The following is a 13,927-nucleotide window of genomic DNA, read 5'->3' as shown; positions in this document are numbered from 1 at the left end:
CCGGCGGGTCAGGAGAACAGGCGGTCGTTGTAACGGGGCTGAGGAATGGGATAGCCGGCGTCGTCGAGATCTTGTGGGGCGAAGCGCTCGGCGACGGCGGCGGCGAGCTCCTGGTAGGCGCGGCGCGTCTCCCGCTTCAGCTCGTGCAGGTCGATCCGCCCGCCGGTGGCCAGGTGCGGGTCCCATGGCACGCGCACCACCCGGCGAGTGCGCGCGGCGAAGTGCTGCTCGAGCGAGTCGACGTCCACCCCGTCGCCGTTCTGCGGGAACATCGAGATCACCGCGACCGCGTCACGGACCCGGTCGGCGTAGCCGTGCGCGTCCAGCCAGTCCAGCGTGGCGCTGGCGGACGTCCCGCCGTCGGCGCTGGAGCTCGTCACGATGACCAGCGTGTCGGCGAGCCCGAGCACGCCGCCCATGGCGCTGTGCAGCATGCCGGTGCCGCAGTCAGTCAACAGGATCGAGTAGTAGCGCTGCAGCAGATTGTCGACAGCGCGGTAGTCCGAGTCGGCGAACGCCTCGGAGATCTCGGGATCGTCCGCCGAGGCCAGCACGTCCAGCCGCGAGTCCGAGCGGGCCATGTACTGACGGATGTCGACGTAGCGATGCAGCCCGGGGGCGTGCTCGAGCAGGTCGCGAACGGTGTACGGAGAGGGCCGTTGCACCTTTGTTCCCAGGGTGCCGCGGTCCGGGTTGGCGTCGATCGCCACGACCCGGTCGTCGCGCAGGTCGGCGAGCGTGGAACCGAGGCCGATCGTGGTCGTCGTCTTGCCGACGCCGCCCTTGAGCGACATCACGGCGATCCGGTGGCAGTCGATCAGCGACGTCCGGATATGCGCGAGCAGCCGATTGTGCCGAGCCTCGTCGGGCGACGGCCCGGGGTTCACCGCGCCGCCGGACATCTGGTAGACGACCTTGCGCCAGCCTCGGGCCGCCGTCTCCTGGGACGGCCCCAGCAGGGCGTCGCTGTAGAGCGCCGCCCCGGGGTGCCCGGTACCGTGCCGGACGCCCGTCCGGCTGGACACGTCGTCGGCGGCGGGTCCGCCCACGTTCCCCGAGCCGTCCGGCATGTTCCGCCGCCGGGGCGGCGAGTAGGGCGCCCCGATGTCGTCCCTGGCCTCCCGGCCCTCTCTGGCGTCGCGGCCGTCCCTGGCCTCCCGGCCCTCTCTGGCGTCGCGGCCGTCCCTGGCCTCCCGGCCGTCCCTGACGTCGCGGCCGTCCCTGACGTCGCGGCCGTCCCTGACGTCGCGGCCGTCCCTGACGTCGCGGCCGTCCCTGACGTCGCGGCCGTCCCTGACGTCGCGGCCGTCCCTGACGTCGCGGCCGTCCCTGACGTCGCGGCCGTCACGGATCGGGCGGCCGCCGCGGTTGTCCGCCGGCGCCGCGCCGGGCCGGCGCCCCGCGACGTCGAACTGGTCCCACGATTCGCGCTGGCCGGGCTGAACCCGGCCGAGGCCTGGCTGAAGGGAGGCCACCGCCCGGCCCGCCTCCGGGTAGCCCGAAGGCTCGTGACCCACCGGCGGAGGGCCGGGCGGCGGCCGGCGCCTCCCGCCGTCGCCCCCGGGGGGCGGGGCCACCGGCGGCCGTGGCGGTGCCACCAAGCCGGCGGCGGCCGCGGTGGGCGGCGGCTGCGCGCCGGGCGGGGCCATGCCCGGTGACGGGGGCGGCGGCTGGGGGAGCGGGCTCGGTGCTGGTGCTGGGAACTGCGTCGACGGTTGGAAGCCGGGCGCCTGGTCGTGCAGCGGGGCGAAGGCGACCGGCGCGCCGGGGACGCTCACCGGCGAGCCGCCCGGCGCGCCAGGAGGCGCCGGCGGCCGCGGTGGGTAGCCCTGGCCCGCCGGCCCATGTGGGCTGGGCGGGACACCAGCGATCCCCGGCTGGGCGCCTGGCGCGCCCGCGCCCGGACGGCCGCCGGCGATGGTCGCACCCGCGGCGCCATACGGGCCGCCCGGCGCCTGGCCGACCGGGAAATCGTCGAACAGTGGGTCGAACGCCTGGGTCGGCAGGCCGGCCGAGGCCGGGCGCTCACCGGGCCCCGGGCGGCCGGCACCGGAACCGGCGCGGTCGCGGCCCGGACTGGCGGGCGGCCTTCCCGCCCTGTCGGCCGAGCCTTCCACCACCCACGGCCCAGCGGCTGGTTGGGGGCGGACGGACGAGCCGGCGTCACCGCCAACGGCGATGCCACCAACGGCGATGCCACCAACCTGGCCCCCGACGCCCTGGCCAGGCCCACCACCGTGCACCAGACCGGCGCCGTGACCCGGCCCGGCCCGGTTGCCCCGCGCGGCTCCGTTGCCCAGTCCGGCGACGGAGCCCAGCCCGGGCCCACGGCCGGCGTTGGAGCCGCCGTCCACACTCATCCCCGGGCCGGCGCCCACGCGCCGCCCGTCATCCGCGCCACCGAAGACGATCGGGCCGCCGGGCTGTGGCGATCCGCCACCGGGACCATCGCCGCGCCCACCGGCTGAGACATCCCAGCCGCGCGGGCGAGCCGGCGGCTCGCCAGGAAACTGGCCGGCGGGCCCGCCGCCGTGCGGCTGGCTCGCGAGCGGCGGCCCGGACGCCGGCCGGCTGCCTGGCGGCGCAGGTGGCACGCCGGGGGGTGAGAAGGCACCGGCCTGCCGGGGGGGGCGCGGCCGGGAAGGCGCGTTGGGGTCCTCCACGGCGAGGCCGGTCGGCCAGGACGGATGCCCCGGCGCGTAGGGAACACCGCGACCAGCGGCCGCCTCCCGCGCCGGCTCACGCGTGCCGGCGGGCCCCCGCCCACCGAGCACGAACGGGTCGCGCGCGGCGACGCCGAACGGGTCGGCGGGCGCCGGCGCCGCCTCGACCCTGGCGGACGACGGGTCTCGGCCCGCGACACGGTCGGCCGGGCCAGCGGGCCTCGCGGCGGGACGGCCTGGCGGTGTGCCGGGAACTGGCGGTGTGCCGGGAAAAGGGTGCGCCGCGTGGTCCAGCTGCCAGTCCTCGACGCGCCCGTCCACGCTGAATGACCCACCGGGGCCCGATGCCGGCACGCCCCGGTAGGGCGACGCCTGGCCAGGCGCGGCGCGCGGCGGGACGGCCGGCCGCGGTGGCGGCGCGGCATGGATGGACGGATGGTCCGGAGCTCCGACCGACCACCCATCGGGCATCGGCCTTGGTGGCCCACTCGGCATCGCCCCCGCGTCGACGGTGAAGCCAGCGAGCGGATCGGGCCGTTGCCCCCGCCCAGCCCCGTTCGGGCTGCCGGCCGCGGGGCCACCGGGCGGCGGGAAACCAGGGCCGGCCGGAGCCGGCGGACCAGACGCGCCAGCCGTGCCGGCCTGGGCCGCGGCCCAGGGGTCGGGGCGCCAGCGGGGGGTGCCCGCCGGCGGGGCGGGCGGATGGCCGGGCATCCTGGAGCCCGCGTCGAGATCGATGGGGCCCTGTCCGGACGCCATCGGGGCAGCCGCCGAGCCAGGCACGAACGCAGGTCGCGCGCCACCCGCGGACGGGAACGGCGCGGGGGGAAGCGATGACGGCCGCGGCGATGACGGCGGCGGGCCGGGCCGCGAGCCGCGAGGGGGCGCACCCCTGGCCTCGTCGGCCGCCGGCCGCCAGCCGGCGGCCCCGGCGCCACCAGATCCGTTCAGCGCCCCCGGTCCGGGTGGGCCGCCGACACCGCCCGGAGCACCGAACCCGCGCGGATCACCATGCCCATCCGGGGCACCGAATCCGTTCGGGGCGCCGTGACCGTGCGACGCGTCGAATCCGTTCGGAGCGTCGAAAGCGCTGGGGGCGCCGAACCCGCCATGCCCGCCCGGCGCCGCCGGTGCCTGCCCGAAGGCGGCGTGCGACGACGGCCACCGCCCGTCCGGGGCGCCGCCAGGCGCGACCGGGCCGGGACCGGCCGGCGCGCCGTACCGCGGGTTCTCTCCGCCGGGCGGCGGAACCGGTGGGGGCGGCGGAGGCTGGCCCGGCAAGCCCACGCCCGGCAGGCGTCCGGCCGGGCGGGTCCCCGGAGGGCCGTCGGCGCCATACGCGCCGGCAACGCCGGTTTCTTGCCCACCAATGGGCTCGCCGGCGGCGGCTCGGCCCAGGTATCCGTCGGCGAAGGGCAGCGCCGTGGGGTCGAGACGGTTCGCGCCCGCGGGCGCCCTGGCGACGTCCACGCGCGGCTGACCGGCGTACCGGGAGGGATACCCGTCGCCGGCGTCGAAGTCCGCGTCGCTCCTCATGATCCCGCCCGGTCCGCCCCGCCATGGGCGGGACACTCACGATCCGGCCTGGCGCCCGCTCGGTCCACAGGAACCCCTTCCGTCGGGGGCTGGACACACCGAGGACTAGAACACCGGTGGGCTAGCCCATGGCGCGGAAATGGCCAAAGATCACTATAAGCACCCACCCCATAGTCCCATGCCACACTCTGGTCGGCCTACCCGAGGGGCTTAGCTCGCCTCGGTTGCGGTCACGGTTGCGGCTTCGCCTTGCCCAGCGCCCCCACACCTTCTCACGGCTCACCCATGCCCACCCGGCCGTGGAGATCACCACCAGCCCGCCCCGCGCCAGCGCCGAGCCACAGCGCGGCCGGCGCGGGGCCAGGTCGGGCAGCGCCGGTCAGGTCGGTGCGGGGCCGCCGTCGGCGGGCTCGGAGACGCCCGACCACTCGCCGCGGTGCGCGAGCGCGTTCGCCGCCGCGAGCACTCGGCGGGCAGGCCAGCCGAGCTGATCCGCGACCAGCGCCACGTCCTCCCACTCGGGCTGGGCCACGCCTCCGGCACCCCGGTCACCGGCGTCCTGGTCCCCGGCACCGTGGTCCCCGGCGCGGGCGCTGGGGAGACCGGGCGAGACCTTGACCCGGATCGTGTGGCCGGCGACCTCGACCACACGCACGCCGCGGGCCAGCGCGCGCTTGCGCACCGCCGTCTCGCGCAGCCCCAGGGTCGAGGTATGCGCGAAGACGGCGGCCCGCACGGCGGGCGCGGCCGCGAGGGGCACCAGTGCGCGCAGGGTGTGCGCCGGGCGGCCCTTCTTCATCAGGATCGGAGTGAGCCACGCGTCCACGGCGCCCGCCGCGAGCAGCGCCGCGAGCACCGACGACCATACCCGCGGGTCGAGATCGTCGACGTTGGCCTCGAGCACCAGTTCGTCGGTCGCGACGAGATCGCCCGGCTCGCCGGGTCCGCCGGGCTCGCCGGGTCCGCCGGGCTCGCCCAGTCCTCCGGGTCCGCCGTGGTCGGCGATCTCGGCGGCCTGGTCTGTCAGCTCGGGCGCCGGAACGGTATAGCCGCCATGATCGTGGCCGCCGCGCGAGTGGCCATCATGATCGTGACCATCATGCGAGTGGCCGTCATGCGCCCGACCAGCGGATGGCGGCACCATGGGCGCGGCGGAGGAGGCGCCGCCCCGCCGGCCACGGCCGCCGTCCGCGTCCTCGAGCGCCTCACCGACGACGACACGGACGATGTTGGGGCGGCCGGGCAGGTCCCGGGTGCCGGCCCCCGCGCCGACGGCGGTGACACGCAGCGGCGGCAGGTAGCCGTAGCCGGTCGCCGCCGTGACGACGATGGCGGCGCCGGTCGGCGTGCACAGCTCGACCTGGGCCGGGCCGCCGGCGGCCGGCGCGCCGGCGGCTCGCAGCAGCTCCAGCACGGCCGGCACGGGAACCGGCAGCACGCCGTGCGCCGTCGCGGCCCGCCCACCGCCGAGCGCGACCGGAGTGGCCACCAGCTCGTCCAGCCCGAGGTGGGCGAGGCCGGCACTCGCGCCCACCACGTCGGCGATGGCGTCCAGCGCGCCGACCTCGTGGAAGTGGACCTCGTCCGGCGCGATTCCATGCACCCGTGCCTCGGCCGCCGCGAGCGCGGCGAAGATGGCCGTCGCGCGGTCCCTGACCGGCTCGGCCAGGGGCGCGCCGGCGAGCAGCGCGCGGATGTCGGCCCAGGTGCGGACGGTGTCGCCCGGGGGCACGACGACGTCGATCTTGGTCGCGGCGAGGCCCGCGCGCCGTACCTGGCGAACCTCGAACCGGACGGGCAGCCCCAGCGTGTCGACGGCGGCGGCGATGACGTCGAGCGGCACCCCGGCACCGACCAGGGCGCCCAGCAGCATGTCGCCGCTCGCGCCGCAGGACAGGTCCAGCCAGCCAACCCGCCGCGTCACCGCGGTCCGACCGGGCCCACCGGCACCGCGACGGCGGCGGCCGTGCCCTCCGGCTCGTTACCGTCACCGGCGGCATCGACGCCGGCGGTATCAGCGCCGGCAGCGGTGACGGCGGTCGCGGCGCGGGCGACGGCGGCGGCGCGGGCGACGCGGGCGGCGAACAGGCCGGCGCCGAAGCCGTTGTCGATGTTGCAGACGGCGATCCCCGGCGCGCATGCGGTCAGCATCCCGAGCAGCGCCGCGATCCCGCCGAACGCGGCGCCGTACCCGACGCTGGTGGGAACGGCGATGAGTGGCACCCCGACCAGGCCGCCGATGACGCTGGGCAGGGCACCTTCCATCCCGGCGACCACCACGAGGCAGTCGGCGCTCGCGAGCACGTCGCGCACCGCGAGCAGCCGGTGCAGCCCGGCCACGCCGACGTCGCGCAGCGTCTCGACACCCGCGCCGCTGGCCGCGGCCGTCAGGGCGGCCTCGTCGGCGACCGGAGCGTCGGAGGTGCCCGCGCAGACGACGACGACCCGGCCGCGCGCCGGCGGGAACTGGCCGACGGCGACGCTCGTGAGCGGGCGGGCCGTGTCGGTCGCCGTGGCGTCCGGCCAGCGGGCGAGCAGGGCGTCGACCGTCTCCCTGCCGGCCCTGGTGACCAGGGTGGGCCGGCCGTCACCGCTCGCCGCGCGCAGCGCGGTCACGATCCCGACCGTCTCGGTCGCCGTCTTGCCGGCCGCGTAGACGACCTCCGGGTCGCCGGTGCGCACGCCGCGGTGGGTGTCGACCCGCGCGTACCCAAGATCGACAAAACCTGCGCCGTCGCCGAGCGGCCCGGCCGCGAGCCGGGCCATCGCCTCGTCCGTGTCGACCCGCCCGGCGGCCACCTCGGTCAACAGCGTGCGCAGCTGCTCTGTGTCCATCGGTGTCAGTCTCACCTCCGCCGCCGATCCGCTGCCGCCTGCCCGGCGCCCGATCGTACGTTCGCTCGCCGGCAGCCGGCAGCCGGCGTCCGGCGCTGACGGAGTTGACGGAGCTGACAACGTGCCCTCACCCGGCGGCTACTCCTCACCACCGTTCGTCCGCGTCCCGCGACCGCACTCGCTTCTATTACACGAGAATTACAGTTCTGTGGTTCTGCACCGGGATTAGGCAGCATCTGGTTGCGTCGCCTCGGTCTGCCGGACAACGTCATGCGGAACGTTGTCCAGCACGCTCCCACTATGACGAAGCCTGGCCAGCCACCGGCGCGCCAGGCAGGGCACAGGGCGCCCCATACCCAGGAGAGTTACCTGTGGCAGAAACGACACAGTTCGCCGAAGATCCCCGGCCGCGGCGCCGCGACCGCCCACGCCTCGGCCGGCTCCTCGGCCGCGGCATCGGGCCACGCGCTGTCGGTGTCGCGGCCGTGCTGGCAGTCACCCTCGGCGCGGCAGCCTGCGGCGGCTCCGACGGCTCCGGGCAGACCGGCGCCGCCAGCACCGGTGGCCCCAAAGGGACTCTGACGATCGCTGACGCCGGCTTCACCGAGAGCAAGATCCTGGCCGACATGTACGGCGAGCTGCTCACCAAGGCCGGCTACAAGGTGGACCGCACATCGGTGCAGAGCACCGAGATCGCCCAGTCGTCGCTGGAGAGCGGCCAGATCGACGTCATGCCGCAGTACGTCGCCACCTACGCCGACCTGCTCAACTCGCTGGTCAACGGGAAGGACGCGGCGTCGGTCTCGTCGTCGGACCTGGACACGTCGATGGCGGCGCTGCGCAAGCTCGCCACCGGCAAGGGCCTGACCGCGCTGGACCCGGCGGACGCCGTCGACCAGAACGCCTTCGCCGTCAGCAAGGACCTCGCGACCAAGAACAACCTCAAGACGCTATCGGACCTGGGCGCCAGCGGCCTCGAGGTGAAGATCGCCGCCGGTCCCGAGTGCGCCACCCGGCCGTTCTGCCAGCCTGGCCTGGAGAAGACCTACAACATCAAGGTCTCCGGGATCGTCGAGACCGGCGTCGACACAGCGCAGACGAAGTCCGCGGTCAAGGACGGCACCGCCCAGCTCGGCCTGGTGCTGACCACGGACGCCACCGTCGACGACTACGACCTGGTCGTGCTCGACGACGACAAGAAGCTGCAGAACGCCGACAACCTGGTTCCGATCGTCAACACCAAGTCGCTCACGCCGGAGATCAGCGCGGCGCTGAACGCGCTGGCGCCGGTGCTGACCACCGCCGACCTCGCCGACCTGAACAAGAAGGTCGACTCCGACCGGGAGCGCAGCTCCGACGTCGCCAAGGAGTACCTGAAGAGCAAGAACCTGCTCACATAAGGCGGTCCCGCCGGGCGCCGCCGGTCGGGCGCTGAGCCTAACCTCCCGGATCGTTAACCTCCCAGATCGGCTCCGCCGATCCAGCAGGGACCCTGTCGCCGATCCGGCAGAGACCCTGCTCCCCGCGTGGTGCCGGGCCCTGGGCATATGACGGTGGTCTGGCTGGTCGCGAGGTGGACGATGTGGGTGCGTCCGCGCCAGCGCTGATGCGCGGTCGCCTTCTGTGATCATGTTGCGCGAACAAGTCACTATGGCGACGCACCTTGCCTGGCAGCAAAGCCGGGACAGGGAACGCTAGTCAGTAGGAAGATCGGCCCTGGGCGGCGGCATCGATGGGTGCCGCCGTTCCTCGTTGAGCGGGAGGGTCGTGTCCGAATCGAGGCCGTCCGCCCGCGTACCGGCGCGCGGGCCCCACCGCCGGCGGCGGGCCGGCAGGGTCACGTCCGGGTCGAGGGCGGGCGCCCCGGCGCCCGGCCAGCCGGCACCTCCACCCGGGCCCATGCCGGCCGCCGGCGGCAGGTCCGCGGACTGCCCGGGCTGACCGGGCTGACCGGGCTGGGCCCAGTCCGGTGTCGTCGGTGGCACCCGAACCGCTCCTGGCCGCGTGCGGCCTCTCCATCGCCGGGTGGGCCTCGGCTCGTCCCTGGGAGACGCGACGGTCGGTGACCAGGCGGCCGGCGGCGACTGGTCACCGGGCGGCGGCATCATCGTCGGAAGGACGGCCGGGTCGGCCCGCCAGGACGGGTCGGCTGACCAGGACGGATCGGACGGCCAGTCGCGCGCCGTCTCCGGCGCGGCGGCCCCGGCCCGGCGGGCCGCGCGGACCCGCCGTAGCTCCCGTGCCTGGCCGAACACGGTCGCGCCGGCCGCCACGGCGGCCAGGACGAAGCCCAGCGGGCCGGGCATCTCTATCAGCCCGACCGCGCCGCCACCGACCCAACCAAGTTGCAGGACGGTCTCCGAGCGGGCGAACGCCGAGTTGCGCACGTCCTCAGCGGTGTCCCGCTGGATGATCGCGTCCAGGGCGAGCTTGGCCATCGAGGCGGCCAGCATCGCCAGCAGCGCGGCGAGCAGCGCCGTGAGCTTCGCGTAGGTGACCGCCGCCAGCGCGCAGCCGCCGGTCGTCAGCAGCAGCGCGAGCGTCAGGAGGCGCTCGGGGCGGCGCCGGCCGAGCCGCCCGCCGATGACGACGCCCAGCCCGCTGCCGACCGCCGCCGCGGCGGCCAGCACGCCGAGCCACAGGGAGGTGCCGCCCTCGGCGCGCAGCAGGAAGGCCAGGTAGAAGGTCAGGAATCCCACGATCGTGCGCAGCACCAGGGTCGAGCGCAGCGCCGCCGGCGACCCCCCGAGCACCGCCCTGATCGCGGCGTGCGCCCGGGCCGACCGGCTCTGCTTCCCCGGTCCGGCGAGCATGGGGGCCCGCGGCCCGGTCGCTGAGGCGACCACGTCCCGCAGCCGGCGCTCCCCCTCGCTCGAGTCGACCCTCTTCGGCAGCTTGAACGCGTACGGCACGCCGGCCAGGTAGAGCACCGCGCAGACCCGCAGCACCCATGGGTAGCCGACGTAGGGGATCTGCGCGATGCCCAGGCCGATGGGCGCGGCGACGGTGCCGGCGACGATGTTGACCATCGACAGCCGTGAGTTGACCTTGACGAGTGTCAGCTCAGGCGGCGCTACTCGCGGGATGACCGCGCTGCGCGCGACCCCGAACGCCCGAGAGAGCATGAGCAGGCCGAGCGCGAGCGGGTAGACCGCGATCCCGGTCAGCGAGGTAGCCAGCTGCCAGGCAAGCATCCCGCGCCCGAGGCAGAGGGCGGCGAGCGCCGAGCGCCGCCCGTAGGAGAACCGGTCGAGCACCGGCCCGATCACGGGCGCGAGCAGCACGAACGGAACCATCGTGATCAGCAGGTAGAGGGCGACCTTGGAACGAGCCTCACCCGTCGGGACGGAGAAGAACAGCGCCCCGGCCAGCACCACGGTGACCAGCGCGTCGCCCGCGGCATTGATCACGGAGAGGTCGAGCAGGGCGGCGAGCCCTGACCGGTCCGCGCCATCGCGCCTTGTCGACGCGCGCAGCCGTGTGATGCCCGTGCCCATCCCGGCGCGGGCCTTTCCCACCGTTCGGCCGATCCCGCCAGTGCCCACCCTGCAGAGTGTGCCCGCGAAACAGCCGCAGGGCCACGACCACGCCGGGCGTACTGGTCACGACTAGGCGACAATGTATCCGTGGACGACGTGACAGGCGCTGACAACCAGGCAAGCGCACCCCCGGCGACGCCGGAGGTGGTTTCGGCTACACCTGAGACCGCGCCGCCGGATATGTCGGACGCAACCGGGGCGCCAGACCCCGCTGCCGACGAGGAGGCCCCGGGCACACTCACCGATGAGGCCACCAAGGCGGCCGCTCCCTCGGCCTCGTCTGCTGAGGCACCGACGGGGGATCCCTCGGTTCCCGAGGCCCCGGCCGTTGAGCCCCCTGCCCTGGAAGCCCTACCGGTCGAGCAGCCAACCGCCGACCAGGCTCCGGCTGAGTGGGACACGCGGCCAGCCGGAACGCCGCCGGAGCTGGCCGCCTCCGCTGAGGCCGCTGAGGCCGCTGAGGCCGCTGAGGCCGCTGAGGCCGCTGAGGCCGCTGAGGCCGCTGAGGCCGCCGCGCGGCCCGGGCCGGTCGCGGCGGCCACCATCGAACCCGGGCCGGAACCGGCCCCCGCGCCGACGGCCGAGCCCGAAGCACTGCCCGAGCCCGCAACGGTCCCGGCGACGGCAACGCTGCCCGAGCCCGCAACGCCGTCTGGATCCGCAACGCTGCCCGAGACCGCAACGGTGTCCGGATCTGTACCGGTGCCCCAGCCGACCGCCGAGGCCTCCACGGAACCCGAGACGGCCGCGCTGGCCGGACCGGAGTCGGCCACCGAGACCGAGACCCGGGCGGCGGTGGACGACGACGAGACGGTCGACGAAGGGGGCCGCGGTCGCGCGGTGCGGGCCGTCCGGGGGCCCGACCCGGTCTGCGCGGCCGCGGTCGACGTCGCGCGCGAGGCAGCCATCGAGGAGGCCGGCGGCGCGGACGCGGTCGGCGAGCACCTCGGCGTCGAGGCCGAGGGCGAACGGCTCGCGCTGCACCGGTTCGCCTGCCTGACGCCCGCATACCGGGGCTGGGTATGGGCCGTCGTCACCGCGAGGGCGCCGCGGGTCCGCAGGGTGACCATCGACGACGTGGTCCTGATGCCCGGCGAGGGCGCGCTGCTCGCGCCGCCCTGGGTGCCGTGGTCGCAGCGGCTGCGCCCGGGTGACGTCGGCGTCGGGGATCTGCTGCCGACCGCCGTCGATGACCCTCGTCTGGCGCTGCGCCGCAGCGATGTCGAGGAGTTCGCCGACACCGACGCCTTCCTGGAGCTCGGCCTCGGCCGGCCGCGGGTGCTGTCCATCTTCGGTCGCGAGGAGGCCAGCACGCGTTGGTACGCCGGGGATCCCGGCCCGGACGCGCATGTGGCGAAGGTCGCCCCGGCGACCTGCCTTACCTGCGGCTTCCACGTCCGGTTGGCCGGCGGGCTCGGCCGCCTGTTCGGCGTATGCGCCAACGAGCTGGCGCCGGACGACGCCAAGGTGACCTCCATCGACCACGGCTGCGGCGCCCACTCCGAGGCCTTGGTCGCGCCCTCGGCGCATCCCGAGCCGGTTCCCTTCGACGAGGACCCCTCCGACCTGGAGCCCACGGACGTCGAACTGGTCGGCGCGGCGGCGGGTGGCGTAGGCCAGGACGCCGCCGGCGCCGGCCATGGTGGCCGCCCGGAGCCCTACGGTCACGCCTGAGCTGTGTTTCTGGTTCGCTCCGTGCGGGCACGGCGCTACGGCCCCTTACTCGCTTCGCTCCCAAGGGACCTCCGCGCCGTGTCCTCCTCCGCTCACGTGCGCTACGGCGACCTCCGCTGCGGCCCAACCCACTTCGCTTCGCTCGTGGGCCGGGCCTCCGCGGAGGCACGCCTCCGCGCCAGCCCGGGTGCTTGCCGCTGTGACGTCACCAACCCGAAACCGCCATCACGGGGGGCCACTTCGCCGCGCTCGTAGGGCCTTCGCGGAGGCGCGCCGCCGCGGCCAGCTCGGTCGCTCGCCGCTGTGACGTCGCAGTCCACGATCGCCCGCCCGAAACCGGACCTCTGCCTCGGCGACATGACCGCTGCCGCGATTCGAACGGGCGGTGACGACGTGTTCGGGCAGGCGGGCGACCTGTGCGGGTGACGATTCGGGAGCCGGTGGGCGCCCCGCGCCCCGCCACGCACCGTCGACGGCGATGCTAAGGTCCGTCAGCAAAGTCCTGTTTGCCCTCCTTGGAAACCCCGTGCTGTCACCGCGCCGTCCGACACGGTGGCGCTTCCCGGCGGGTCTGCTGATTCCTTCGATGGCGCACGGAACCGACCATCGGGCCCCAGGCGGGCCCCGGACCGCGAAGGAACCTGACAGGACAGGGCCGACTACATGCTCAAAGCGTAACAATAGTGCAACGCAACGTAACAGCGATACGAAAGCCAGGAACCATGCCTCGGACACGCCGATGAGCCGCACCTTGATCGTCACCGCTGTGCAGGCGGAGGCGGACGCGGTGTGCGCGGGCCTGATGGGTAGCTGGTCGCGCTCCCGCGGACGTTCCACCGAGGCGCCGAGCGCGCCCGTCTCGCCCGACTGGGACCGCCAGCTTCTGACCACGTCCACTCTCGGCCCCTACGTCGGGCGCCGCCGCGGCCCGGTGACGGTGCTCGCCGCCGGCACCGGCGGGCCCGCGGCCGCGGCCGGCACGGCGGTGGCGCTCGCCGTCGCGCAGGCGGCGGGCGACCCGTTCACCCTCGTGCTGTCGATGGGGGTCGCCGGCGGGTTTCGTGGCTGGGCCGAGATCGGCGATCTGGTGGTCGCCGGGCGGCTCGTCGCCGCCGATCTGGGCGCCGAATCCGGCCTCGACGACCTGCGCGAGCCGCAGGGCCAGATCCACGAGATGGACCGCAGCCTCGGCTTCCACAGCACCGGCGCGCCACCGCTGCCACGCACCACCAGCTCGTCCATCGACGGCAAGTTCCTCACCCTGGATGACCTCGGCCTCGGCTCTTCCACGATCGTCCCGGATCCCGAGCTGGTGGAACGGCTGCGCACGGTGCTCGGGCTGACCGGACGGCGGGTGGCCACCGGCCCGGTGCTCACCGTCGCCACCGTCACCGGCACCGAACTGCGCGCGGCAACCCTGACCGCCCGCCTCGACCCGGTCGCGGAGGGGATGGAGGGCTACGCGGTCGGCGTCGCCGCCGCGGCCTTCGGGGTGCCCGTCAGCGAGATCCGCGCGATCAGCAACCAGGTGGGCCGGCGCGACCGGAGCAGTTGGAACATGCCGGGTGCGCTCGCCAGCCTGCGCACCGCGGCGGGCGCCCTGGTCGCCCACCCCGAGGGCCTGCTTCAGCCGCTGCGCACCTGACTGGTTTCTTGGTTCGGCTCCGTCCGGGCGGCGCG

7 protein-coding genes are annotated in these 13,927 nt (G+C 75.2%); 3 read left to right on the top strand and 4 right to left on the bottom strand.

The annotated features are described in order from the left end of the window. Positions 1–8: 8 nt before the first annotated feature. From QOZ89_RS39020 to larB, 3 genes are all read right to left on the bottom strand, one after another. Positions 9–2,984, bottom strand: coding sequence for a nucleotide-binding protein (locus tag QOZ89_RS39020; RefSeq protein WP_312629099.1), 2,976 nt, complete (start codon positions 2,982–2,984; stop codon positions 9–11). Between the two features lie 1,594 nt (positions 2,985–4,578). After that, the gene (gene larC / locus QOZ89_RS39015) at positions 4,579–6,123 is read right to left on the bottom strand and encodes a nickel pincer cofactor biosynthesis protein LarC (protein ID WP_312629097.1); all 1,545 of its coding nucleotides are present in this window, start codon (positions 6,121–6,123) and stop codon (positions 4,579–4,581) included. After that, entirely contained in the window at positions 6,120–7,034 is a 915-nt protein-coding gene (gene larB / locus QOZ89_RS39010) for a nickel pincer cofactor biosynthesis protein LarB (RefSeq protein ID WP_312629095.1), read from the bottom strand. The genes larC and larB overlap by 4 nt, the downstream gene beginning before the upstream one ends. Before the next feature lie 371 nt (positions 7,035–7,405). On the opposite strand from larB, the gene QOZ89_RS39005 reads away from it, so the two are divergent. Then, on the top strand, positions 7,406–8,434 hold the full coding sequence (locus QOZ89_RS39005; RefSeq protein ID WP_083419830.1) for an ABC transporter substrate-binding protein: 1,029 nt from the start codon (positions 7,406–7,408) through the stop codon (positions 8,432–8,434). A 294-nt stretch (positions 8,435–8,728) separates the two neighbouring features. Here QOZ89_RS39005 and QOZ89_RS39000 read toward each other — a convergent pair whose 3' ends face one another. Then, complete coding sequence (locus QOZ89_RS39000) at positions 8,729–10,552, bottom strand: MFS transporter (protein ID WP_397428929.1); 1,824 nt, start codon at positions 10,550–10,552, stop codon at positions 8,729–8,731. 723 nt (positions 10,553–11,275) lie between these two features. Between QOZ89_RS39000 and QOZ89_RS38995 the strand changes: the two genes are divergently transcribed. After that, on the top strand, positions 11,276–12,247 hold the full coding sequence (locus tag QOZ89_RS38995; RefSeq protein ID WP_397428928.1) for a DUF3027 domain-containing protein: 972 nt from the start codon (positions 11,276–11,278) through the stop codon (positions 12,245–12,247). A gap of 739 nt (positions 12,248–12,986) precedes the next feature. After that, positions 12,987–13,892 carry a futalosine hydrolase gene (gene mqnB / locus QOZ89_RS38990; RefSeq protein ID WP_071053295.1) on the top strand — a complete coding sequence of 302 codons (906 nt, stop codon included), beginning with the start codon at positions 12,987–12,989 and terminating at the stop codon, positions 13,890–13,892. Positions 13,893–13,927 lie beyond the last annotated feature (35 nt).

Origin of the sequence: Pseudofrankia coriaricola (genome assembly GCF_032027725.1) — a bacterium.
Lineage (GTDB): Bacteria > Actinomycetota > Actinomycetes > Frankiales > Frankiaceae > Pseudofrankia.
Note: the sequence above shows the minus strand (reverse complement) of the source record. Positions and strands in the feature narration are given on the sequence as shown.

Excerpts from the sequence above, each read along its gene's own strand:
- larB (WP_312629095.1), bottom strand. The coding sequence starts at position 7,034 with ATGGACACAGAGCAGCTGCGCACGCTGTTGACCGAGGTGGCCGCCGGG.
- mqnB (WP_071053295.1), top strand. The coding sequence starts at position 12,987 with ATGAGCCGCACCTTGATCGTCACCGCTGTGCAGGCGGAGGCGGACGCG.